Genomic DNA, 25,178 nt, shown 5'->3' on the forward strand with positions numbered 1-25,178 from the left:
CCCCTTCCGCGGCGGCGCCGTGCGGCCTTCGCCTGCCCACGTCGAGGCCAGGCGCACACCCCGGGGCCACGCGCACACGGCCTCCGAGGTGCGGCTGACCTCGAGGTGTGCGGCTGCGGTGAGCGACCCCGCGACGTGATCTGTGACCAAGATCCGGCTCGGGGCTCGAGGCCGGCGAGACGATGGGGGTATGCCCGGCGCACAGAGCTTCAGGGTGTTCGTCAGCTCGACTTTCGACGATCTCGTCGCGGAGCGGGATGCCCTGCAGCGTGGGGTGCAGGGGCCGGACGGCCCGGTCGAGGGCGCGTTCCCGAGACTGCGCAGGCTGTGCGCCTCGCGAGGTGCGCGCTTCCAGGCCGTCGACCTGCGGTGGGGAGTGAGCGAGGAGGCCGCGCTCGACCAACGGACGATGTCACTCTGTCTGGCCGAGGTGGAGCGGTGCCGGCGACTCAGCCCGAGGCCGAGCTTCCTTGCGCTGCTTGGCGATCGCTACGGCTGGCGCCCCCTGCCCTACGAGCTCTCGCCGAGTGCGTGGGAGCAGGTGCAGCGCGTCGCCGCGGCTGACGCGCAGCGCACGGCCCTCCTGCACCGGTGGTACCGGGTCGACGAGAACGCGCTTCCTCCCGTCGCCACCCTCCAGCCGCGCGAGGGCGACTGGCGCGATCCCGACCTCTGGGCCCGCGAGGAGAAGGAGCTGCGAGCGGTGCTCGACGGCGCGATCGGGCCACAGCCCTCCGCGACGGAGCAGGAGATCTCGGCGGGCCCGATGGCCGATGACACCGGACTGGGGGCGTTCGCGTTCCTGCGCACCATCGACGGCCTGCCCGATGACGCCGCTCCCTACGTCGATGTCGTCGACGGACGCCGCGACCCTGAGGCGGCCGCCGCTCTCGCCGACCTGCGCAGGCGACTCACGGAGCGCATCGGCGACGGGGTGCGCCCCTACGCCGCCCGCTGGGTGGACGGAGCCGTCACCCGCGACCACCTGGTCGCCCTCAACGACGACGTCTACGCGGCCCTGGCCGCGGTCATCGGGGCCGAGCTCGACCGGGTCGAGGCGCTCGACCCCGTCGTGGCAGAGCGGGCGGCCCACGAGCGGTTCGGGGCCGACCGCGCCGCTGACCTGCGAGGGCGCGACGACGTCCTGAGCAGGGTGTCCGCCCGACGGGCCGACGAGCCCTGGCGGCCACTCGTCCTCTGGGGCGCACCGGGCAGTGGCAAGTCGGCGGTGCTCGCCGCGGTCTCGCACCAGGTTGCCGCGGAGCATCCGGAAGCCGTCGTCGTCACGCGGTTCATCGGCGCGACTCCGGCGTCGTCGGTCGGCGGAGAGCTGCTGCGCGGCATCTGGTCGGAGCTGGGCGAGCACTACGGCGTCGACGACCTACCTCCTGGAGACGAGAACGACCTCCTCAGCGGCTTCCCCACCCAGCTCGGCCGGGCCACCCGCGCGAAGCCGTTGGTCCTGCTCGTCGACGGCCTCGACCAGCTGCCGCGCCGCGATGCGGCTCGCCGGCTCACGTGGCTGCCCGACGTCCTGCCGCCCGACGTCTGGGTGGCCGTGTCGACCCGGCCCGGCCCGGAGCTCGACCTGCTCCGCCGGCGACTCGGCGTCGACGCCCTGCTCGAGGTGCCCGGCCTGTCGGCCGACGACGGGGAGGCCCTGCTGCGGCACTGGCTCGCCGCCGAGGGCCGCACCCTGACACCGCCCCAGGCGGCCATGGTGCTGTCGGCGTTCGAGGAGGCCGGCGGTATGCCGCTCCACCTGCGTCTCGCGACCCAGGAGGCCCGGCTGTGGTCGTCCTGGGTCGCTCCGGACCCGGTGCCGGGGAGCGTGCCGGGCCTCATCGACCAGCTGTTCGCCCGCTTGTCGCGCGAGGAGAACCACGGCGCCGTGCTCGTCGAGCGCGCTCTCGGCCTGCTGGCCGCCTCTCGCGACGGCCTGACGGAGGACGAGCTGCTCGACCTGCTCTCGGCCGACCCCGAGGTGATGAGGGACTTCGCCCGTCGCTCGCCCCGGTCGCCACGCGTCGACCGGCTGCCCGTGGTGGTGTGGTCGCGGCTCTTCGCCGACCTCGAGCGCTACCTGACGGCGCGCAGCGCGGACGGCACGGTGACGATCGGCTTCTACCACCGCGAGCTGGCCGACGCCGCCGAGCGCGCGTTCCTCTCCGGCGGCCGCGAGAGAGTCCGGCACGCGCAGCTGGCCGCCTCGTTCGACGCCGTCCGTCTCGGCCCTCAGGGCCTGTCGCCGCGGGTGCTCGCCGAGCTGCCGTTCCAGCTGGCCAGGGCCGGCCGGATCGAGCAGGCCCTCACCCTGCTGACGGACGGCGACTTCGTCACCGCCAAGGTCGGTGGGACAGGCCCGTCGACGCTGGTCGAGGACATCGACGAGGTCTCGCGACGGTGTGACCCCGCCTCCCCGCAGGCCGTGACCCTGGCCGCCCTGCGCGAAGCGCTCCTCCTGTCGATGACCGCCGTGACACGCGAGCCGGCGCAGCTCGCGGGCCAGCTGACCGGGCGGCTGCTGACGGCCTCGGACCCCCACCTCTCAGGCCTCGTCACCAGCCTCGCGCAGCGGGCGTCCGGCGCCTGGCTCCGCCCGCTCACGGCCAGCCTGACGCCACCGGGGGGTGAGCTGACGCGGATCCTCCGGGGCACGTTCTCGCCGGTCCGGGCCGTCGCGTTCTCGCCGGACGGGCGCTGGGCCGCCGCAGGCACGACCGACCGCAGCGTGCGGGTCTGGGACCTGGAGAGCGGGCTCGAGGTCGTGTCGTTCGAGGGAGCCCGCCCGAGCGGCAGCTTCGCGGAAGGCGCGGGTGGCGACACGATCGCCGCTCTGGCCTTCGCGGGCGACGACGTGCTCGCGGCCTCGGTCGATCGCTGCGGCTACCGCATCGACCGGCATACCGGGGTGGGCTCGATGGTCGTGCACGGCGAGACCGACAACCTGTATGCCGTGTCGCTCGACCCGCGTGGGGGCACCCTCGTGGCCGCACCCCGCGACATCTGGGGCATGGGGGCGAGGTCCGTCCAGCAGTGGAGCCTGAGCGACGGCCGTCCCGGCCCGGAGCTCGAGGGGGCGCTGTCCGGCGCGGAGGCGGCGAGCGACCTCATCGCCGTCAGCGCCGACGGCCGGGCGGCGGTGACGTGGGGGAGCAGCGCGCCACTCGTCCGGTGGGACCTCGTCGGCGGTCGGGCCGCGGGCAGCGAGCAGCTCTCCGGCGTCACGTCGCTCGCCCTGGCCGCGGATGCCTCGACTCTGGCTGTCGGACTGGCTGACGGCACCATCACGGTGCATCGCACGGCCGACACCTCCGCACCTGCCACCACCCTCACCGGTCACGTCGGCGCGGTGCGGGCCCTCGTCCTGCTCGCCCCCGACCGGCTCGTCTCCGCCGGCGACGACGGCAGCATCAGGTTGTGGGATCTCGCGGTCGGCCGCGAGGTGCGCCGCCTCCTCGGCCACGGGACCGCGGTCCTGTCGGTCACCGCGACCGCGGACGGCCGGCGCGTGCTCTCCGGTGGGGCGGACGGCAGCGTGCACGTCTGGGACCTCGCGAGGCACCCGCTGGCCGTCAGCACCCCGGCGCCCCCACGGCATACCGCGGCGGTGACCGAGGTGGCCGTCGGCGACGACGGCACGGTTGCCGTCTCTCGGGCGGCGGACGGCTCAGCCCTGCGCTGGGACCTGCGCGCCGCCCGGGGAACGACGGTGGAGGCGCCCGATGTCGGTGGCGTCGATGCGCGCACGCCGGACGACCCCGACCGGCTCGCGCTCGCGACGCAGCTCGACGAGCAGGCGCCCCGTTCGTCCGTCGACGCAACGCACGAGGTCATCGCCGCGGCGGTCTCGAGGGACGGCACCCGAGCGCTGACGTCGTCGACCGACGACATCCTCGTCTACTACCGCCTCAACGTGACTCGCGACGAGTCGCGGGTGCGGCTCTGGGACCTCGGCACCGGCCGGCGGCTGCGCGTGCTGTCGTATGCCGTGGAGTCGTCGACGTCGAACCGGCGGGCCCAGACGGTCGCGTGCCTCGCGCTCGACGCCACAGGGCGGCTCGGGGTCGGTGGAGGCGACGACCACCGACTCCGGGTCTGGGACCTCGAATCCGGTGAGGCGGTGGCCGAGCTCGACCTCGACTCCCGGGTCACCGCCTGCGACCTCTCGCCGGACGGGCTCACCCTCGTCGCCGGTGAGGCGAGCGGCCGGGTGCACCTGCTGCACCTCGAGGGGGGCCTACGTCCGGACGGGTCTGTCGAGCAGGAGCCTGGGCTGCCGACGCCGGTTGCGGAGCGCGCGCGGGACGCCGTCGATGCCGCGGACCGGCCGCGGCGGACCATGCTCGAGACGCAGCACCCGTGGGTCGAGGCCGTCGCGGCCAGCCCGGACGGCGAACGGGGCCTCACGGCCGGGTCCGACGGAGCCGTTGTCTCGTGGAACCTCGTCGACGGCAGGAGCCAGACGCTCGCAGAGCCGGGAGCGGACTGGGCGACGGCGGCGGCCTGGTCGGCCGACGGCCGACACGTTGCCGCCGCCTGGGCCGACGGCCGGGTGCGCGTCTGGACCGCGGGCTCATGGCGGCTCGTGACCGAGACCGTCGCTGCTCCGGGGATCGTGTGCCTGACCGGGTGCCGCGACGACGACGCCTGGCTGGTCGGTGACAGCGCCGGCGGGGTGTCGCGCTGGGTGCCAGGCGGCGCCGCGCCGCTGCGGGTGGGGGTGCACGCGGGAGCGGTGACCGGGGTCGCCGAGCTCGGCGGGTCGGCGGTCGGCTCGGTGTCGACGGCCGGGACCGTCGCCGTGCACGATGCGATGTCCGGCCGGCTCGCCTGGTGCTCCGACCCCGGGGCCCCGGCCTGGGCGGTGGGCGTCGTGGGCGGCGACCTCTCTGTGGCCCGCGGCACCGCTCTCGAGCTGTGGGACGTCATGACGGGGCGGCTGCGATGGTCGCTCGACACCGGCCACCGGTGCCCGATCACCGCCCTGGCGGTCCTGCCCGACGGGGCGTTGGTCGTCACCGCCTCCACCGACGGCGAGGTGCGGCTCCTCGACGTCGAGGCCGGTGTCGAGCTGGGGCTGATGCGCCGGCTCGGCTGGTCGGTCAACTCGCTCGCTGCACACCCCGACGGCGTCACGGTGCTCGTGGCCGGGCACAGCGGCACCCTCCAGCTGGTGTTGACGAGCGACGCCGTCCTCGAGGAGGACGAGACGCTGCGGGCCCGCTTCTCCGACGCGGAGTGGGAGCAGGTGCGTCGACTCCCGGGAGTCCTCTGGGGTTTCGTCGCCGCGGCCGACGGCAAGGTCCAGGACGCGGAGGTGGAACGGCTCACCCTCTCGGACGAGCGGCGCAGGGCCGTCACGACGAGCGCGGAGCGCCTGGCAGCGCGGCTCGTCGACGAGCACGACCCGGCGACGGCTCCGACGGCGTCAGGACCGCTGCCCGACCCGGCGCTCGTGCGTCAGGACGACGAGCTGGGCCACTGCCGGGCGATCCTGCGCCGTCGTCTCGATGACGTGGAGTACGCCGAGCTGGTCGCCGTGCTCCTCGGCTCGGCCCGTGACGTGGCGGCCGCGTGCGGGGCGTTCCTGCGGCCGAAGGTGAGCCGCGAGGAGGAGGACGCGTTGACGACCCTGGAGGGGAGGCTCTGATGGGACTCGACACGCTGGCCGGCCGGACCCCGGACATCGCACTGACCGAGGCCGACCGCGAGGCGTTCGACCGGGCGAAGGTGCTGCTCTGCGAGTGCGAGGGCGACACGTCCTTCCGCGGCAAGGTCTACGCCGAGCTCGTCGAGGACGTCACCGGAGTCTCGCTCTTCGAGGAGTGGATCCCGCCGGAGGTGGTGCGGCGCATGGCCGCCGAGCTCGAGCGGTGCGACCCCGTCGAGGTGGCCGCCGGTGCCGAGTGTCGGTATCACGTCTCGCCCTTCGAGGTCGTCGAGCTGGGCAGGTTCTTCCGCCTCTGCGCCGACCGCGGGCTGGGTCTCGTCGGCTCCTGGTGACCCGGTCGTCGGCGACTCAGCCGCCCACCTCAGGGCCAGGAGCACACGTCCGGGCCACACGCATACCGCCTCCGAGGGGCGGCTGACCTCGAGGTGTGCCGCTGGCACGTGACGCTCAGGCGCGGCGCGCCCGTACCCAGAGGAGCAGCACCCCACGGTCGGCTGCATACGCGACGATCTCGGCCGTCCCGCCCTCGCCGTGTGACCGCTCGCCGTCCCACACGGCGACGAGCACGTCGCTGTGGTCGACGACCCAGCGCCCTTGCAGGGCATAGCCGGCCGCGCGGGTCGTCGTCGCCGGCATCACCTCGACGGAGCGGGCCTGACCGAGGAGGGCGGCGAGCTCGGCCCGGGACTCGGCCGTCTCGAAGTCGCCCTCGTCGTCGTCGGCGGGGAAGGGCAGCACGGCCGCGAGGGTCGTGCCCGGCAGGGCGAGCACCTCACGGGCGACGAGGCGGTCGGCGCCCTCCGCGAGTGACGACACGACCTCGAGCTGGGGAGGGCCCGCACCGTCATCGGCGTCCAGCAGCCGGAGTATGCCGTGCAGCCCGTCTCGCACGTGTCGAGCCACCCGCTCGGGGTCCCGGATCGTGCGGTGGCCGGTCACGCCGACACGCACGACGCGTTCGGGGCTCATCGTCCGCCCGACCGGCGCTGCATGACGCTCGCGTTGGCCCGTTGCGCGGGCGTCGCTGTGGTGCAACCGGCCTCGACGATCTTGTGGCCCGACAGCGCCACGATGTCGGGGTAGTGGCGCACGGCGTTGCGGTCCTTGTCCTTGTCCTGCTCGCTGAGGATCGCGTAGCGCACGAGGCAGGGATGGGTCTTCGTCGCGTCGTCGCGGGTGGAGCCGTGTGACCAGCCGTCGCGGTACTTCTGCTCCATCCACCCGTCGTGCTCGGCCTCGGCGAGCAGCTCGATGTTGCTGTCGATGAGTCTCGCTACGACGTCCTCGTGCGCCACCGACGGGTGGCCGTTGCTGACGATGACGAGCCCGACGAGCGCGAGCACCCGAGGTATGCGTGCAGCGGCGGCCACGTTGTCGGCCCGGACCCCGTCGGGCAGGGCCTCGAACTCGACGTCGTAGAGGACGGACTCGCCCTCGACCGCCTGGCGGTAGAAGCCGTGCACGGCGGGTGCGAGCTCCTCGCTGTGCATCTTGAACGGGAGGTCGAGGTCGACGAGCCCCATGAACTCGTCGGCGTCGACGTGCAGCGACAGCTGGTCCTCGGGGGGCAACGCGGAGCGGCGGATGCCCGGCTGACCGCCGCTCCGCGTCAGCTTCATGATCGTCTCGAGGGACCGTGCCCCGTGCTCGTAGCGGCCGATCTCGAGGAAGGCGCTGAGCAGCCCGCCGTCGATGTCCATCTCGGCGTCCTCGGCGGGGCCCACGTAGCCTCCGGTCGCCCGCATGAGCAGCGCGCGACGCACGGGGAAGGAGATGTCCGGGGGAGCGTCGTCGTCGACCCAGGATCCGATGAGGGCGTCGTAGCGCTGCCGCCGGTTGGGGCCGGCGACGTTGAGGTAGCCGCTCAACCGGCTCACGAAGTCGGGGCCCTTCGCCAGCCGGAACTTCTCCTGCCTCGTGAGGCCGCTCCGCGCGGCGACGCCGGCGACCCGGGACGAGGACTCCTCCCGCGGTGAGAAGTTGGCGAAGTCGTGGCTCGTGCCCCCGGCGAAGACGAAGACGCACTTGCCGATCGGGTGGGTGATCTGGCCCTCCTGGAACGCGCCGTCCTGCATGGGCGCGAGGAGGTACTGCAGCCAGAGGTACTCCCGCGAGTCGAACTCGTCCCAGAACACGACCGGGGTGGTGCCGCCGAGCACCTTGTCGCGGACCTGGTGCAGCGCGCCGACGAGCTCTGCCGGGTCGGAGTACTGCGAGAGGTTGAACTCGAGGATCGGCACCTTCTCACCCAGCACGGTCTTCGCGATCTGCTTGACACCGAACGACTTTCCCGAGCCGGGAGGGCCGAAGACGGCGATCGAGAGCGGCTTCGACGGGTGCGGGTCGTTCTCGTAGCTCTTGACGAGGCGCTCGAGGCCACGCAGGCTCTCGATCTCGACCCGGTCGACCGCGGTGAGCTTGCCGAAGACCGCATACGGCACCTCTCCGACGAGCGCCCTAGGCCCGAAGAGCGCGACGCGGCGCGCGAGTCCGTGGAGGGGGCGACCCGCCACGACGTCCTGGTCGCCGGAGGCGATCGTCCAGGCCTTGGACCGGCCGATGGAGGCGACCGACGCCGGGACGTCGGCCACCCGGTAGCGGAAGGACGGCTCGAGCAGGTCCGCCACGACCGCGGGTGGAGGGAACGTCGGCGTCGTCACGTCCTCGGCGGCGGCGTCCGTCGCCGGGCCGTACCCGACGGCGAGGAGGTGTCGTGCTGCGGAGAGACCCCGCACGATGCCCGCGCCGATGTCGGGCCTGACCTCGTCGGCAGCGCGCTGGACCCCGGCGGTCGTGGGGCTGCACCCCGTCAGCTCGGCGACGATCCCTGCGACGAGGCACGACATGCCACCCCACACCTGCCCGTGGACCCTGCGCGCCCAGGCTCCCTCGAGGCCGCCGGGGTCGAAGACGAGACGACACCGCGCAGTGCCGTCGTCGTTCCGGCTCAGCCACAGCGCCCCGTCGGTGCCGAGGGTGATGACGAGGTGCCGCGCCCGGGTGAGGTCGGAGATGCTCTGGTTGAGCGTCAGCTCCTGCAGCAGGTCCTGCGCCGTGTGCTCCCACGACAGGCCCTCGGTGATGCCGACCTCCTCCTGGCGCAGGTCGGAGGCCGAGGTCACGACGACGAGGCGGTCGCCGAGCTCGTGGCTGAGCCGTTGCCAGAGGTCGCCCTGGGCGAGGGGCGTGCACGTCTTGAGCACGACCCAGTCGACTCCGGATGCGGCGCCCTCGCGCAGCTCCTCCGGCCAGGCCGTCCGGTTCGTCGAGTGGCGGAAGCCGAGGGCGCCGTCGTCGACCACCACGACGGAGGCGGGCATCGCCTCGCGACGGGGCGAGACGGCATACCTCGTGTTGGGCTCGAGGCTGTCGCCGTAGCCGAGGTCGCGCGTGACGCGCCACACCGGTCCCTTGGCGCCGGCCGCAGCGGGGCAGGGCGTGAGGAGGGAGTACGAGCCCACGAGGCGGTGCTCGGGAGTCGCCCCCATGGCGAGCTCGGCCGAAAACGGTTGCGGCGCAACGGACCCCAGGTTGCGCAGGAGAGCGTGGAGCAGGGTGGCCCCGCCGGCCTCCTGCTCGATGCGCGTGCCCTGCTCAGCGTGGGTGTGCGGCCGGGTACGCACCCCCTCGTAGATGCGGTGCTCGATGACGACGTCGCCAGCGACGACGACGGTCCGAGGCCCTGCCTGCTGCTCACCGCGCACCTCTTGCATGGCCTTCCCACCCGTCCTGTGACGATCCCCACCCGGACGGTGAGCACCGGGAGCGCGCGCCGGATGAGCTCGATGTGCACCTCCATCGTCTCGCGGGCGGGCAGGGTGCGACAGGCGGTTCGGGTGTCGCGGTCGTCACTGAACAGTGATGTCAGGCCCGCCCCTCGTTAGCGTCGTATGGGTGGGAGAGCCCGTCGGCGCCAGCCGAGGCATCGTCGTCATGCGTCACGCCGATGCCGTGAGCGCCGTTGCGTTCTCGCCGGACGGTGGGCGCCTCATCTCAGCATCCATGGACCGGACCCTCGTCGTCTGGGACGCCGGCAGCGGGGAGCGGCTCGCAACGCTCGCCGGCCATCACAGTGGGGTGACGTCGCTCGCGTGGTCGCCTGACGGGCGCCGAGTAGTCTCGGGGTCGTGGGACGACACGGTCAGGATGTGGGACGCCTGGAGCGGTGACCTGGTCGCCACTCTGGAAGGCCATGACCGCGGCGTCGGCGGCGTCGCCTGGTCGCCCGACGGCGCCCACCTCGCCTCGGCCTCTGGCGACAGGACGATCCGGCTCTGGGACGCGGCGACCCGCAGGAGGATCACGACCCTGCGCGGGCACGAGTACGGCGTCACCGCCGTCCGCTTCTCGCCCGACAGCACTGGCCTCGTCTCCGCCTCGGGCACCTACGTGGAGTACCCCATCGATGAGAAGGCAGACGCCCTCCTGCTCTGGGACGTGGCCAGCCACAAGCGGGTCGCCGCCCTCGTCGGTCATCGGAATGTGGTTCGGGCTGTTGCCTTCTCGCCGGGAGGAGGGCGGGTCATCTCCGGATCCGACGACTGGACGGTCCGTGTGTTCGACATCGGCAGCGGCGTGCAGCTGGGTGACCTCATCGGGCACCGTGGCCCGGTGCATGGCGTGGCCTACGGTCCGGGAGCACGCTGGATCGTCTCGGGGTCGAGCGACGGCGCGATCAAGCTCTGGGAGGGCGACACCTTCACGGAGTCACACACGTTCCGCCACCCGCCCGAGGGCGTGGAGATCGCGACGGTCAGGGACCACGAGGCAGGCGTGAACTCCGTCGACTGCTCGCCCGACGGCAGGTGGATCGCCTCCGGGTCCGACGACTGCACCGTGCGGATCCGTGCGGTCGAGGTCGCGCAACCCCTCGGGTGACCTGCGCCTCGGCGCCCCGGGAGCCCCTCGCCGCCCGCCCTAGACTGAGAGCGAGGAGGCGAGAGCCATGCCACTCTTCGGACCGCCCAAGATCGACAAGCTCATTGCCAAGGGAGACGTCGCAGGGCTGGTCAGAGCCCTGGCGTACACGAAGGACCGGCAGATCCCCACCGATGCCGCGGCGGCGCTCACAGCCTTCGGTGCCGCGGCGGTCGAGCCGCTGGCATCGGTAGCGCGCGACCCCCGCAGCCCCGGACGCTGGTATGCCTCCGAGGCGCTGTCGCGTGTCGCCGACCCGCGGGCCGCGGATGCACTGCTCGCGGCTCTGGGTGACGAGAGCGACGTGGTGCGCAAGGCTGCCGTCGCAGCGCTCGGCGGGATGCGTGACGTGCGTGCCGTCGACCCGCTCCTCGGGATCCTCGCGGACCCTCGAGACGACGTGCGCGGCGCGGCGGTGGCGGCCCTCGGTGAGATCGGTGACCGGCGCGCCGTCGAGCCTCTCGTCGGTGAGCTCACGGGGGAGTGGTCGGGGCTCGCCGTCGACGCACTCGGCCAGATCGGCGACGTCCGTGCCGTCGAGGCCCTCTGCCAGGTCATGTTCGACGCGAGCTGGAGGCCGCGGTGGCGGGCCGCCGACGTGCTGGGCGACCTGGGTGACGTTCGAGCCGTGGAGTCCCTCATCCGTGCCCTTCTCGACGAGGAGCTTGCAGCGAAGGACGCGCACGACAGCCTCGCGTTCGCACGTGCCCTCGGGGGTCTCGACCCCAGCCGATCGTCCTCCCTCCAGGCTGCCTCCGACGACCAGACCGCCTTCGTCCGAACCCATGCGGCCATGGCGCTGGGCCGGCTCGGCGACCCGCGGGCGGTCGAGCCGCTGCGCGCCGCACTCCGAGAGCTCGACCAGCGCGGCGGAGGCAGTGCCTTCCGCGAGGCCGCACGCGCCGCGCTCCGAAGCCTCGGAGCGTCGGAGACCGAGTCCTCCGGGGGCAGTGATCTCTCGATGGGTGGGCGGGCTGAAGCCACAGGCCTCACCCGTCAGCCGAAGTCGCTCACCATCAACCTCGGCGATGTCGAGGAGTCGACCCTGCAGGCGATCATCGAAGTCGACCAGTCGATGGTCATCGCCCAGGAGGCGAGGTCCGATCTCGTCACGCCCGCCCTGGCACACCAGGCGCTGAGCGCCAAGGCGTACGAGCACCGAGCCGACGCCTTCGCCCAGAACCGCGAGTTCTCCAGCGCCGCCGACGAGTACCGCGAGGCGATCCGCACGGCGCCCTACGAGGACGAGGTGCTCTGGATGAGCCTGGGCGGCGTCCTCTCGGAGCTGCGCGCCTACCCGGATGCTCTGGAAGCCCTCCAGACGGCATACGCGATCAACCCGACCAACGATGACGTCATCCGCAACCTGTCTGTCGCGCAGGCGAACTCACGCTCCGCGGCCACGTCCTAGAAGAAGATCTGGAACTGGTCGAAGCTCGCCGTGAGCCCCGGTGTGCCCTTGGCGTAGGTGAGGATCCCGACCTTGGTGAGGGCGGGGTCCAGCCGCCCCGTTCCGAGGTCGAACCACGTGTCGTACGTCGGGTCGTAGATCTTCGCGACGTAGAGGCCGTTCTCGACCTCGATGAGCAGCCGTGCCTCACCGCCGGGCTTCACGGGCAGGTCGGCCGTCATCATCTCGCTGTCGGTGGCGAGGTCGCCGTCCTTGTAGGTCGTGTTGACCAGCGCCTTCTCCGTCCACCCGAACTGCACCCGGGTGTTGAGGTCGCTCCCGGTGAAGACCAGCCCGGCGAACCCGGATCCCTTCGCGGGGAACGTGAGGTCGAGCCTGACGGAGTAGGACCCCGTCGGGGCAGTGCGCAGCAGGACGTTCCGGAAGGGCGGGGGCTGCTGGCCGACGATCTCGAGGCGACCCTTGTCGGTGACCTTCCATTTCGCCGGATCCTCGTTGAGCCACGTCCAGCTCGGGTCGACGGCGCCCGTGAACTCGTCCGAGAAGGGCTTGGCCGCCGACTGGCTCGTCGCCGTCGGCGGTGTCGTCGGACCGGCCGTGCCGGCAGGGGTGCCTCCGCCGCGCGTCAGGAGCAGAGCGGCCACGACGACGACCGCCAGCAGGGCGGCGGCGAGCCCGACCCAGAGGGCGATGCGGGGGGGCCCGGGCGCCGGAGGCGATGTGAGCGGCTCCGCGGCCTCGGGTGCCGTCGGGGGCGGCGGTGCCGTCGTGATGGCCGCCCGCGTCGCGCCTGTCGACCCGTCCATCGCCGCCGCCGTGTCCTCACCGACGATGCCGCCGCCCGGCTCGGAGCGGTCGAGAAGGAGCTGGACGGTGCCCACGAGGTGGTCGAGGTGCTGCTCGAGGGGAGGTGACAGCGCATCGAGCCAGTGCGCGTCGGAGATGAAGTACTCGAGCGCCGGAGACGGGGTGACGTCCTCCACCCGGAAGGGCAGGATCGGGATGCCGGCACTGACCGACCTCTCGATCTCCTTGTGCACGTGCTGCGAGCCGTTCGAGTTGGCCGAGAACACGAGGATGGTCAGCTTGCTCGCGTGGATCGCCTCGATGATGGACTCGGCGAACTCACGGCCGGGGATGACGTCGCGCGGGGCGATCCAGCAGCGGATCTTCTTCTCCTCCAGACGTGCACAGACAGCGTTGGCGATCGCCCGGTCGATGGACGAGTGGCAGATGAAGACGTCGTGGCTCATGTGGATCCCTCCCAGGCACCCCTCGCCGGGGCACACCTCACGTCTACCCGCGCGGGCACGCCGGGGGGAGGGCCATTGGGCCCGGTTCGCCCATCGAGCACCATTCGGCGATATCTGATCAAATCCAGTTTGTCGCTTTTTCCCGACGAGTCGCCTGAGTCACGGCTATCGTCGTGCGGGTCCGGCTGGGGTCCGGGACCACGCTGATCGATCCCGAGCCGCCGATGTCGCCGGACGTTTCTGCTTATGCGCTGCGATGGCACGAGTGGGGAGCGAGATGGGGGCAACGACGCCACGGTCCGCACGGGAGCACGAGCCCGGGCAGGGGATCCGGCGATGACGGACGCCACGCAGTGGTTCGTCCCGTTCGCCAAGCCCGGACAGACGACGCCCGCCGATGTCGCCGGGCTCCCGTGGGGTTCCGGCACCGAGTACGCGTCGCGTTCCAGTGCGTCGGCCCCTGTGCCGATGGACACCGGGTGCACGGTGGAGCCCATCATCGGGGGCTACTGGGCCATGTCGGGCATTCGCGACTCGCTCGTGGCCTGCCTCGAAGCCGCCCGCAAGAGGTCGGCGGACCCGCCGCCGACGAAGCACGGTCAGCGTGGCCTCGTCTACGTCGCCGGCTGGCGGTGCAACCCCCTCCGCGACCTCTCGTCAGGCAACTCCTGGCAGACGAGTCCATGGATGGACGGCAACCACCCGATCCCGAGCGCGACGAGCCGCGACGAGACGGTGCTGGGCCTGCTGCTCGCGTGCATCGCTGCCGGCGTGACGGTGCGAGTCATGCTGTGGATGCCGACGAGCGACGTCGCCGACCGCGCTCACGGTCCGGACCACCTCTTCCTCGCTCACTGCATCGCCAAGGGCAACGAGCTGGCCAAGGCACGCCTCGGGACCTCCTTGGACCTGGGCGTGGTCTGCCTCGACACCCGAGTCAGCGGGGGGGCTGGCTCCCACCACCAGAAGATGTGCGTCATTCGCTGCGCCGACGAGACCCCTCCCGTCGCGTATGCCGGTGGCGTCGACCTCGCGTGGACCCGCCGGGACGCACCCATTGCCCCGGGACTTCATTCGCCCGACGAGATGCCGACCTCCTTCTACTCAGGCGACTGGCAGTCGGGCGAGAGCCGTGGCCCACGGCCCGACGCCGCTCCTCAGGGCACCCCATGGGCCTTCGACGGATGGCCGTTCGGGGACGATTCCACGCCGGCGTGGATGCGAGATGTCCTCACGGTCGAGCGACCAACGCCTGCCGCCCGCCCGCCGGGCGACCTCGACGCGGAGGTCTACGGGGAGGTGCGTCAGAAGTGGCACGACCAGCACCTGCGCCTCAGGGGCCCGGTCGTCGCCACGATCGAGCACCAGTTCCGCGAGCGTTGGGGCGACAGCGGCGAGTACGCGTTGCTCGACCCGCACGCCCTCTCGGGGTGGAGCGCCTGGAGCGGTCGGGCGTACTTCACTGCCCAGTCAGCCATCACCGACGACCCCGCCCGGCCCGGGCGGAAGCAGGCCGAGCTGCCTCCTCCGGCACCGGTCGGGCAGGTGAGTGGTGGGACCAGTGCGGTGCAGATGTGGCGAACCATCCCGTTCCGAAAGCGCGGACCGAATCCCACGCGGTTTGCCAGGGGCGAGTTCACCGTCATGCGCGGTTATGCCCGCGCGATGTCGAAGGCACGAAACCTCATCTGCATCTGCGACCAGTACTTCTGGAGCCTGCCTGCAGCGCGCCTGCTCAACCGGCAGCTCCGAGCGGTCCCCACACTCGGGGTCGTCATCGTCCTCCCACCTCACGCTGACGCGCCGGACAGCCGGACGATCCATCTCGCGTCGGCGACCCACGTCGCCCGGCGAAACGCGATAGCGGCTCTGGTGGCGGGCTTGGATGCCGACGCCCACGACCGGGTCGTCGTCGTGAACGCATGGGACTTCTCACCGGCCGTACCGGACGTCGACATCGGCGACCGCGGCGTCTACGTCCACGCCAAGGCTCACGTCTACGACGGCGAGCTGCTCGTGTGCGGTTCGGCCAACATCAACCGCCGGTCCTTCCTGGGCGACACAGAACTGGCCCTGGCCGTGCACGACCCGGCCGTCGTGAGCTCACACCTGCGCAGGCTCTGGTCCCTCCTCACCGCAGGGCAGGCCTGGCCGCAGGTCGGCGGAGCGCCCTACGACGCCTCCACAATGGGCGGCAAACCCTTCGTCACCGCCCTGCGCACCACCGCCCTGCGCACCGCGGCGCCGTCCAACGTCATCGTCGACCCGCACTTCATCGACCCGACCGCCGAAACCCAACCCCTCCGCAGAGGAAGCCGGACGACGTCGCTCCGGTGGGGGGAGTTCGGGAACGTCTACAACGGCCTCATGGAGAACTGCTCGCTGCCGAACGAGCGCATAGAAAGTGCCACGAGCACGCTCCAGGACGTCTCCGCCGTGGTCGAGGATCCCCAGTGGTTCGCGTTCACGGGCCGCGTCGCTGCTGATCCTGCGAGCCGGACACCAGGTGGTGCGCCATGAGCACAGCGGACGCTCCGGTCGTCGGGCTGCTGCGGGCCCTGGCCTCGGCTCTGGGTGACCTCTCGCCCTACGTGACCTCCCCCGCGGGCCTGCGCATCCTGCTGTCCGAAGTCGGCCACGCGGTGCCCGATGACGCTGACCTCAGTGGTGGGCTCACCACCTTCGTCCCGCTCGCCGAGTCCCTCGTGGCGCTGGGTGGTGCGCTGGCCGACTTGGACAGGGCGGGCGCCGGAGCGGGTGCAGATGCGCTGTTCTCGGTGCTCCGAGACGTCTCCGAGGAAGTGGTGGCCCTGGCGTCGAGCCCACCGCCGACCTCCCTGCCGTCGCCGTGGAACCAACCCGAAGCGTGGGGCGAGCTCGCTGCCTCGGTTCTCGGGCACGTCGTCTACGAGCGCCTCGAGGTGCGGGCCCCCGGGGTCCTCTCGGCCCTCGTCGCCCTGGGCATCGCCACCGCACAGGTGGTCGACGAGACCGGCGTCCAGGTCATCAGCCCGGGCCGGGTCGTCTGGGATGCCATCCCGGCACTGGTCTCCGACCCGGTAGGACACCTCGTCCAGACCTACCACTGGGGCACCGACCCGGATGCGGCGCTGATGGCTGCGGTCGCGCGACGCCTCGCCGAGGCGCTCAACCTGTCTCCCACGATCCTGCTCGACGACTCGGCCGTGGGGATGTTCTGGAACCTCGACCAGAGGGACGCAGACGTCGCCGTACCGGGAATCTCTGCGAAGTTCCCCTTCAGCCAGGGGTCGGGCACCGCCAGCACGGCGGAGACATTGGTGATCACGCTCCTCGGGATTCCCGATGCGTCGCGGCAAGGGTCGATCCGCGGGGTCGGCGTCGTCGCCGAGGCCTCCGGCTCCGTCTCGGCGGCGATCCCGCTCACCGACGCGGTGACCCTTACGCTCGCAGGTGCCCTCGACGCCGGCGTGGCGATCGCCTTCCGCCCCGGCAAGGTCGGGCTCAGCACCACTGCGGGAGGTGTTCTCGCCGGAACCGTCAGCGCCTCGCTCCTCGCCAGGCCCGCGCAGCCGTGGGCCTTCGGCGACCCGCACGGCACGCGGATCCAGACCTCCAGGCTCGCAGCGTCCGTCAAGGCGGCAGCCTCATCGGTCGACGTGCCGGAGCTCAGCGTCACGCTGGACGGGGACTTCACGGCATACCTCGACCTCTCGCGAGGCGACAGCTTCGTCACCGCGCTGCTCGGCGGCGAGACCCACGAGCTGCCCTTCACCGCGGGGCTCGTGTGGTCGTCGCGGACCGGGTTGCGCTTCGTCGGTGGCCCGTCCGGAGGGAGCGGTGGCGCCCCGGGACTGTCCACGACGATCGCTCTGAACCTCGACCTCGCCGGGGTGCTCCACCTCGCGGGGCTCACGCTCGGTGTCGGCCCCGCGGAGCACGGCGGCGCCATCGAGGCTCTCGCGACGGGGCGACTGTCCCTCGGACCGTTCACCGTGACCTTCAAGGAGATCGGCCTGCGGACGGTCGTCGGGGCCCCGGCCGACGGCACCGGCAACCTCGGGCCGCTCGACGTCCGCTTCGGGCTCGCCGGCCCGGAGGCGATCGGGCTGTCGATCAGTGCGGCGGCCGTCTCCGGCGGCGGCTACCTCGAAGCGAACCCCGAGACAGGCACCTACGTCGGGGTCGCCGAGCTCACCCTCGTCGGCACCGTGTCCGTCAAGGCCATCGGCATCATCACGACTCGAATGCCTGATGGCAGTGACGGATTCGCGCTGCTCCTGCTCATCACCGCGGAGGGTTTCACCCCGGTCCAGCTCGGGATGGGCTTCACCCTGACCGGCATCGGCGGGCTCATCGCCCTGAACCGCACCGTGGACGCCGACGCGGTGCGCGGAGGTCTCAAGGACGGGATCCTCGACTCGATCCTCTTCGTCAAGGACCCGGTCAAGAACGCCGACCGCGTCGTCGCCTCCCTCGACTCGGTGTTCCCGCTCGCGCGCGACCGGCTCGTCGTCGGTCCGCTCGCCGAGATCTCGTGGGGCACCCCCGCCATCGTGCACCTCCGGCTCGCGCTGCTGCTCGACCTGCCGATGCCCGTCCGGGCGATCATCCTCGCCGCCCTCTCGGTGACGCTGCCGAAGCCGGAGTCTCCGGTCGTCGAGATCCACGTCGACGCGATCGGGGTGCTCGACCTCGGCAAGGGCCAGCTCGCCCTCGACGCCTCGCTCCACGACTCGCGCATCCTCTCCTTCACGCTGACCGGAGACCTGGCGCTGCGCCTCGACTGGGGCGACCAGCCCGGCTTCCTGCTCTCGATCGGTGGCTTCCACCCGCGCTTCCGCCCACCCCCCGGGCTGCGCCCGCTCAATCGCCTCGCCCTGCAGCTCACCTCGAGCAGCAACCCCATGGTGCGCTTCGAGGCCTACCTCGCGATCACCTCGAACACCCTGCAGATGGGAGCCCGCGCGACCGTCAGGCTGAGCGCGGGCGGCTTCGGCATCGACGGCGGAGGCAGCTTCGACACGCTCATCCAGTGGTCACCCTTCCACCTCGAGGTCGACGTGGCCGCCTGGGTTCGCGTCACGGCGGGGGGCACGACGATCCTGTCGCTCAACCTCACCCTGGCCGTCACCGGGCCCGCGCCGTGGCACCTGACGGGCACCGCCGAGTTCCACATCCTCTTCCTCAGCGTCTCGGTCCACGTCGACCTCACGCTCGGCTCCTCCCCGACCGCAACCACCGCCGTCGAGACTGTGGACGTGCCGGGCCTCGTGTGGGCTCGGGTGAGCAGAGCGCAGGCCTGGGAGGCGGTGCTCCCTGCGACCGCAACCCCCGGAGCGGTCATCGGCGGCGCCGACGCCGACCCAACGCGTGTCCTCGCGCACCCGCTAGCCACGGTCTCGGTCCGGCAGAACGTCGCACCCCTCGGGCTGCGGATCAGCCACGTCGGCGCCCACCTGCCCGCGGCCGGCCCGGCCACGCTGGGTCTCACGCTCACGGCCCCTGCCGGCACCGTCGCCACTCCGGTCACCGACCTGTTCGCCCGCGCGCAGTTCGCCGACGTCGCCGCTGAGGAGAAGCTCTCGGCTCCGTCCTTCGAGTCCTTCTCGAGCGGCGTGCGACTCCAGCCGGCAGCAGCCGCCAGCGCGGGCCCGTCCACCGCGTGCCTCGCGGTCGTCGACACCCTCGAGCTCAGCTCGCTGGACCTCCCGGCCACGCCGGGCGCGCCCGCCCCAGCCCTCGTCAGCACACCAGGAGGTCGACCCGCATGAGCAACGCGCGCACCTTCTGGTCCTGGCACCGCACCGGTCTCGCGAGTGCCGTGGCCGGCCAACCGGCTTCGGGCAGCCGGGCCCGCCTGCCTGCCCGCATCAGCCTCGACGCCACTCACAGCGCCGATGTGCCCGTCGACCTCCTCGGCCCCGGTGACGTCACCGGTATCGACCCTGTCGAGGTGGTTCGGAGCGAGCCCGCCGACGGGAGCACCCAGTTCCCACCGTCGGAGTTCCCCTACGTCGAGCTCCGTCATGCCGACCTGCCATGGCGGTTCACGCCGGTCGGCCCGGTCACCGGCTCGATCCCGGACCCCGAGCACCCGGCCGACGGGCCCGTCATCCAGAGTCGCCTGCAGCCGTGGATCGCCCTCGTCGTCGTGCCGGCCGCCGACGCCGCTCTGACGCGGACGGCGGACGGCGTGACAGTGCTCCAGTGCTCCGGCACCCAGCTGCCCGACCCGCGAGAGGCGTGGGCCTGGGCGCACGTGCAGCTCACCGGGGCCGTGGTGGGCGACCCCCTCGCCGCACTCGCAGATCCCGAACAGGCCTTCGCCCGCCTCGTCTGCCCGATCCGGCTGCGCGCCGACACCTCCTACGTCACGGCCATCGTGCCGACGTATGCCGCCGGGCTGGCCGCCGCTGGCATCCCCGTCCCAGGAGGGGTGGCGCCGCTCGACCCCGCGTGGCGCCAGGCCGGTGACGTCGCACTGCCGGTCTACCACTCCACCGTGTTCACGACCGGCCAGGCCGGGTCGTTCGAGAGTCTCGCGCGCAGGCTGCGGCCACGACCAGCGCCGACATCCGCCAACGGGGTGGAGCTGCGCGTCGACGCCGCGGGGTGGGGTGCCTCCGCCCCGGCCGGGCGGACCGTGACGGTCCAGGGTGCCTTGCGGCCCGTCGGGGGTCCCGCGAGCGACCCGCCCGCCGACGCCGGGTTCGCCGCCTCGCTCGCGGCAGCCGTCAGCTCTCCGGCCGGCGTGGTGCAGCTGCGGCCGCCGCTCTACGGGCAGGACCACGTCCGCGGAGCCACGAGCGTCGCAGCCGGGGACAAGGGCTGGTTCAGCCAGCTCAACACCGACGCGCGCCGCCGCTTCGCCGCCGGTCTCGGCAGCTGGGCGGTAGCCGTCGACCAGGAGTCGCTCTGCGACCGGGCCTGGCAGCAGCTCGCCGATGCAGGCGTGCCGGCGACGGGCACGGGGGCCGCCGACATGGCCGCCGCCGTGCTCGGCGCGCTCACGGACCGGCACGCCACCGCCGCGACACCGTCCGCGACACCGTCCGCGACACCGTCCGCGACACCGTCCGCGACACCCTCTGCGGCGCCGGCTGCAGCGCGAGCGGCTGCGCAGGTCGCCTCCCCCGAACCCCACGGCCGTGCTCGGGCCGCCGTCAGCGCCGACTCGGTGATGGCCCGGATGCTCCGGCCCGGCGGGTCGCTCGCCCGGATCGGGTTCGGCTCGCTGCCCTCCTCTCCCGGCGGCGCGACCCCGGCGGGCGCCGAGGCAGCCGGCGCCTTAAGGGCGCGCGTCCCGTCTGCCGCATCCGCACCGCAGGCGCCCTCGACGCACTTCTGCCCGACCTTCGACGACGACGGCCTGCAGTACCTGCAGTCCACGTCGCCGGAGTGGATCCTCCCGGGGCTGGACGACCTGCCGGAGGACTCCGTGGTGCTCATGCGCACGAACCCGGCGTTCCTCGAGTCCTTCCTCGTCGGGATGGGTCACGCGATGGCCCGCGAGCTGCAGTGGCGGCGCTACCCACTCGATGTCGAAGGAACGATGTTCGCCCGGTTCTGGCCGGCGGCCGGCCCAGGCCCGGGCCTGCCGCCGATGGCGACGTGGGACCCCGCGAGCGACCTCGGAAGCCATATCGGCGGAGCGGGCAACGTCGTGCTCGTCATCCGCGGTGGTCTGCTCCGGCGGTTCCCCACCGCCACGATCTACCTGTCGGGCCGGGTCGGCGCCGGCCCCGAGACCGTCGTGGTGCCCACCATCGCGGCCTACGTGGGGGCTGACACGACCCTCGTCGGGTTCCCCATGACCGTCGACCAGCTGCTGCGCCCCGCGACCGCCGGGCAGGTCTGGTCGGTCGTGCTGCAGGAGTCGGTGCAGCACGTGAGGTTCGGCCTCGACGACGCCCCCGCGGACGGCTCGACGGCCGCGATGCGCACGTGGCAGGACCTCGACTGGGCGCACCCCCACGTCGCCGGCTCGACCCACGTGCGTGTGGCGGGGCCCCTCGCCGGCGTGGGGCGACCGACCGGGCCGACGACGGTCGTCGGCACGCCCCCCGTGGCCCACTGGGGCGCAGACAGTGGGGCCCTCGCCGCGGCCCTCACCCGTGCCCCGGTGCGCGTCCGCATCCCCGCCTCGCTGTGGCTCACGGCCACCGCACCCTGACCGGAGGAGACCTCGTTGTACGACTACGCCCGATCCGGACTCCAGGCGACTCTCGCCGCCCGTCAGCAGTCCCAGGCGACCGCGCACCAGGCGGTGCTCGCAGCCCAGAGCGTCGTGGCGACAGCGTCGAACAACCTCGCCGCGGCCAACAACGTCCTGTCGGTGGCGCGCCCGGCAGTTCCTCCCGCCCAGTCGAATCTCGCCACGGCACAGGCGAACGCCGCCCAGGCTGCTCAGGCAGCCGCCAACGCCCAGGCGGCCGTGACCGCGTGGGAGCAGGAGATGCCGGAGCCCTATCTCGGCACCTTCGCGGCCACCGACAGCTCCGAGATGCCCACGACGCCGGGCGACCGAGCGCTGCCGGGCGGCGGCTACCCCAGGCCCAACCCGGAGTATGCCGTGTGGCTCAAGCAGTACAACATCCTCAAGGCCGCCCGCGACTCCGCCAACAACGCCAGCGCCGCGGCCAACGCGAACGTTGCGGCGGCTCAGACCGCCCTCAACAATGCGAACCAGCAGGTGGCGGTGGCCCAGAACGCCGTGGTCGCGAGAACCCAGGAGCTGGCGTCAGCCAACTCCCAGCTGGCAGCCGCGCAGAACGCCGAGCAGGGTGCCGCCGCGGCGACGGCCGCCGTCCAGGCCCAGATCGTCGCTCTGGACGCGCGCGCGGCTCGGGTCGTCGCGGTCCCTCTCGACCGGCCCGGGCTCACGGCGCTCGCGGAGGAGGAGCAGGCCGAGGTCTCGCGGCTGCGTGCTCTGCGAGCCACGGCACGGGCCAACCGCCAGGCGGCGTCCACGAGCCGCTCCGCACTCCTCGCCGGTCACTCCGGCTCGGTGGCGGGCCTCGTCCCGGTCTCGGCAGCACTGCGCGGCTGGGTGGATGCGGCCTATCCGGACCCTACGAACGTCGCGTCGATGATCGACGCCGCGGTCGCCACGGCATCGGGCCAAGCCGCGTCGAACCCGCGCAACGACGACCTGGCGGGTGTCACGGCACAGGTCCAGGCCGCAGTCGCAAGGCTCCAGACGACGGTCGACGCCGCTGTACGCGACCGTGACGCGAAGTACCAGACCCTCCAGGCAGCCCGCGACGCCGTCGCCTCCGTCGTGGCGGACCAGCCATGAAGCCGTACGACCCGAACGGCGACGACCCGACCGCCTGGCGCACGGCCTACAACGCGTGGAAGCTCCGGGTCACGAACGCAACGAATGCCCAGAACGCAGCCCTCACGGCATACAACACCGCCCTCGACAAGGCGAACCAGCTCATCGCGTGGCGCGACCAGCTGGCCCGGGTCGTGTCGGACATGACCGGGCGCGTCGGGCCGTATGCGGCGCTGAACGGGACGCTAGCCTCGCTCGCCAGCCAGCTGGCCGACATCGAGGGCCAGCTCGGAGATCACACGGGTGCCCGGGACACGGCCACGGGGCGGTTGCTCGCGGCTCCGGCGACGACGCAGCCAGTCGTCATGCTGCCGGTCGGGGTGCACACGGCGTGGCTCGGGGGCACGACCCTCGCCGTCCGGGTCATCCCCAGCGAGGTGAGCGTGGATCGCCACGACCCGCGGCTCTCGTCGCTGGAAACCACACTGGCCCAGGCCTACTGGGCCACTCGGAACCGTCCCGGCGCGGGTCAGGCTGACCAGGCCTGGGCCGATCTGACGCGGCGGGTCACGCCCCAGCGAGCGGCCTGGATCGTCCGGGCCACGACTCCCGGCGCACCCCCGGTGCAGCCCCGGAACGACCTCGACTCGGCCGTGACGGTGCGTCTGCTGCCCGACCGCTTCGCCGTGGTCCTGCTGTCGAAGGGTGAGCCGGTCAACGTCTCGGCGACGACGCCCACCTACGTGTCGTGGGGCAGCCCGATCGCCGGTGACCTGCCCGTGCCGCTCCTGCACGCTCCCGGCGCGACGACATGGATGACCGACCTCCAGGCCGCCGTCGACGCCGGGGTCGCGCTGCGCATCACGATGCCGCCGGGGGCGCCGGCCATCGACGAGCTCGTCGTCATCGGCATTCGCAGCAGCTCCGGGCCGTCCGATCTCGCGGACCTGCTCGAGCACCACGTCTACGGAGCCGGGATCGAGCTGCTGCCTGACGGAGCCACGACCAACAACAGCCCGCTCGCACCGACCCTGCGCAGTGCCGACCACGACGCAGCGACCCTCGGCGCCCTCGTCCGGTCAGCACCGCCCGCGCTGGCGAGCACGTCCGGAGGACACCAGGCGGCGGCACTGCTCGGTCTGCCCGAGGCGCGCGTCGCAGCGATCCCCGGGGCTGCCTCGCCGCACGGCGCGATCGCGGACGCCGTCGCGGTGCTCGTGCGCGCCGGCGCCACAGGAACGCTCACCCAGCGCTATGGCATCGCCCCCTCCGACGTGCCGACGATGAACCCCACCGGTGACGCACCGGCCCTTCGGATCGGCCGCCAGCCCTACGGCATCCTCGCGGCAGTCGAGGCCCGGCGCTGGCAGGCCGCCGACGTCTACGACGCGAGGTTCGTCGGACCGATGCGCGACAGTGCCGGTGGCCATCTCGCGCCACTCGACGTCGACCCGGGTGTGCCCTCCGGACCTGCCCTGGCGCCGCGGCGCGTCACCCGCGACGACGACTCGGCGCTGCCGGCGATCCTGACGGAGAACGCGTCGTCGGTCGCCTGGACCTCGGGCGGCGGGTCGTGGAACGGGCTCGACTCTGTCGTCGGTCCCGCCACCGGTCCGCAGTCACCTGCGACGGTCCTCGCCCAGCTCGCCGCCGGGACGCGCACTCCCGACGTCCTCGAGGCGGCGCGGGCATCAGTCCTCGGCGCGGTCGCGGTCGGAGCGGGCACAGCTCCCGGCGTCTCTGCCGCCCTGACGTCGCTGGCAGCAGCGGCGGCAACTGATGACGGTAGGGCCGCCATCGCGGCGGCACTGGGCGCCCACCTCGATGTGCTGTCCCACCGGGTCGACGCCTGGGTGACGGCAGCCGCGACGCGGCGTCGGGCGACGGGCGTCACGGGTGCGCCCGTCATCGGGGCGTACGGCTACGTCACCGACGTCATCCCCCGGCCGGCTTCGCGCCCTCGCTCGTTCGGACACATCCTCGCCCCGTCGCTCGGGCACGCGGCGACCGCGGCGGTCCTGCGTTCGGGGTACCTGGGGCAGCGGCGAGCGGCCTGGGCCGCGCGGCTCGCCGACGCGAACGCCCGGGGCGACCTCACGGCAGCCCAGGCGGCGCGAACGGGTCTCGCGAGCCTGGCCCCGCTCGACACGGCCACCGAGTCCCGTCTGCCGATGGCGGTCGACCTGTCGTCACGGCGAATTCGTCGCGCCCGGTGGGTTCTCGGCGCGGTCCGCAACGGGCAGCCGCTCGCGGCCGTGCTGGGGCAGCAGTTCGAGCGGGGTCTCGTCGACGCCGGCCTGCAGCGCTACCTCGCGGCCTTCCGCAAGCTCACCCGCTTCTCGACGGGGTCCGAGCTCGAGGGACTGGAGGCGGCCAGGCGAGCGGCAGGCGACGCCGTCGCGCTGGCGAGGGCCAACGCTGCGGTCGCCCGAGCTGCGGCCGACGCGACAGCAGGACCCGTGGCGGACGCCCAGGGGCGGCTCGCAGCGGCCACGGCCGCGCGCACTGCAGCCGCCGCCGCCTGGGCCCCGTACCAGGCCCAGGTCGACGCGAGGGCGAACGCGCTCGCGCAGGCTCAGGCCGCGCAGAACACGCTCAACGCGCTCCTCGCGTCGCCCCCTTCCACGACGACCCACACCCACACCGTCCTGGTGCCCTGAGGGA

At 72.7% G+C, this 25,178-nt stretch carries 12 protein-coding genes; 9 read left to right on the forward strand and 3 right to left on the reverse strand.

What is annotated here, in order from left to right:
- Positions 1-190 precede the first annotated feature (190 nt).
- Positions 191-5,653: an NACHT domain-containing protein gene (locus FHX52_RS23550; RefSeq protein WP_141824727.1), complete on the forward strand. Its 5,463-nt coding sequence runs from the start codon at positions 191-193 to the stop codon at positions 5,651-5,653.
- On the forward strand, positions 5,653-6,006 hold the full coding sequence (locus FHX52_RS23555) for a hypothetical protein (protein WP_141824728.1): 354 nt from the start codon (positions 5,653-5,655) through the stop codon (positions 6,004-6,006). The genes FHX52_RS23550 and FHX52_RS23555 overlap by 1 nt, the downstream gene beginning before the upstream one ends.
- 115 nt (positions 6,007-6,121) lie before the next feature.
- Here FHX52_RS23555 and FHX52_RS23560 read toward each other — a convergent pair whose 3' ends face one another.
- Together FHX52_RS23560 and FHX52_RS23565 are read right to left on the reverse strand one after the other, a co-directional pair.
- Positions 6,122-6,643 carry a hypothetical protein gene (locus FHX52_RS23560; RefSeq protein ID WP_141824729.1) on the reverse strand — a complete coding sequence of 174 codons (522 nt, stop codon included), beginning with the start codon at positions 6,641-6,643 and terminating at the stop codon, positions 6,122-6,124.
- Positions 6,640-9,387 (reverse strand): RyR domain-containing protein, encoded by a 2,748-nt coding sequence (locus tag FHX52_RS23565; protein ID WP_141824730.1) that lies wholly within the window; start codon positions 9,385-9,387, stop codon positions 6,640-6,642. Before FHX52_RS23565 ends, FHX52_RS23560 begins: the two co-directional genes overlap by 4 nt.
- Before the next feature lie 181 nt (positions 9,388-9,568).
- On the opposite strand from FHX52_RS23565, the gene FHX52_RS23570 reads away from it, so the two are divergent.
- Positions 9,569-10,552 carry a WD40 repeat domain-containing protein gene (locus FHX52_RS23570; RefSeq protein WP_185747446.1) on the forward strand — a complete coding sequence of 328 codons (984 nt, stop codon included), beginning with the start codon at positions 9,569-9,571 and terminating at the stop codon, positions 10,550-10,552.
- Between the two features lie 67 nt (positions 10,553-10,619).
- Positions 10,620-12,002 (forward strand): HEAT repeat domain-containing protein, encoded by a 1,383-nt coding sequence (locus FHX52_RS23575; RefSeq protein ID WP_141824732.1) that lies wholly within the window; start codon positions 10,620-10,622, stop codon positions 12,000-12,002.
- Here FHX52_RS23575 and FHX52_RS23580 read toward each other — a convergent pair.
- Positions 11,999-13,255 (reverse strand): toll/interleukin-1 receptor domain-containing protein, encoded by a 1,257-nt coding sequence (locus FHX52_RS23580; protein WP_141824733.1) that lies wholly within the window; start codon positions 13,253-13,255, stop codon positions 11,999-12,001. The two genes, FHX52_RS23575 and FHX52_RS23580, sit on opposite strands and share 4 nt — an antisense overlap.
- Before the next feature lie 336 nt (positions 13,256-13,591).
- Here FHX52_RS23580 and FHX52_RS23585 point away from each other — a divergent pair, with 336 nt between their 5' ends.
- From FHX52_RS23585 to FHX52_RS23605, 5 genes are read left to right on the forward strand one after another with little or no spacing between them, the layout of a single operon-like run.
- Positions 13,592-15,775: a phospholipase D-like domain-containing protein gene (locus tag FHX52_RS23585; protein ID WP_141824734.1), complete on the forward strand. Its 2,184-nt coding sequence runs from the start codon at positions 13,592-13,594 to the stop codon at positions 15,773-15,775.
- Positions 15,772-19,008 carry a DUF6603 domain-containing protein gene (locus FHX52_RS23590; RefSeq protein WP_141824735.1) on the forward strand — a complete coding sequence of 1,079 codons (3,237 nt, stop codon included), beginning with the start codon at positions 15,772-15,774 and terminating at the stop codon, positions 19,006-19,008. Before FHX52_RS23585 ends, FHX52_RS23590 begins: the two co-directional genes overlap by 4 nt.
- Complete coding sequence (locus tag FHX52_RS23595) at positions 19,005-21,410, forward strand: hypothetical protein (RefSeq protein WP_141824736.1); 2,406 nt, start codon at positions 19,005-19,007, stop codon at positions 21,408-21,410. Before FHX52_RS23590 ends, FHX52_RS23595 begins: the two co-directional genes overlap by 4 nt.
- A gap of 15 nt (positions 21,411-21,425) precedes the next feature.
- A complete protein-coding gene (locus FHX52_RS23600; protein WP_141824737.1) occupies positions 21,426-22,535 on the forward strand; it encodes a hypothetical protein in 1,110 nt (369 codons plus the stop codon).
- The gene (locus FHX52_RS23605; RefSeq protein WP_141824738.1) at positions 22,532-25,174 is read left to right on the forward strand and encodes a hypothetical protein; all 2,643 of its coding nucleotides are present in this window, start codon (positions 22,532-22,534) and stop codon (positions 25,172-25,174) included. Before FHX52_RS23600 ends, FHX52_RS23605 begins: the two co-directional genes overlap by 4 nt.
- Positions 25,175-25,178: the final 4 nt, after the last annotated feature.

It is taken from the genome of Humibacillus xanthopallidus, assembly GCF_006717145.1.
GTDB lineage: Bacteria > Actinomycetota > Actinomycetes > Actinomycetales > Dermatophilaceae > Humibacillus > Humibacillus xanthopallidus.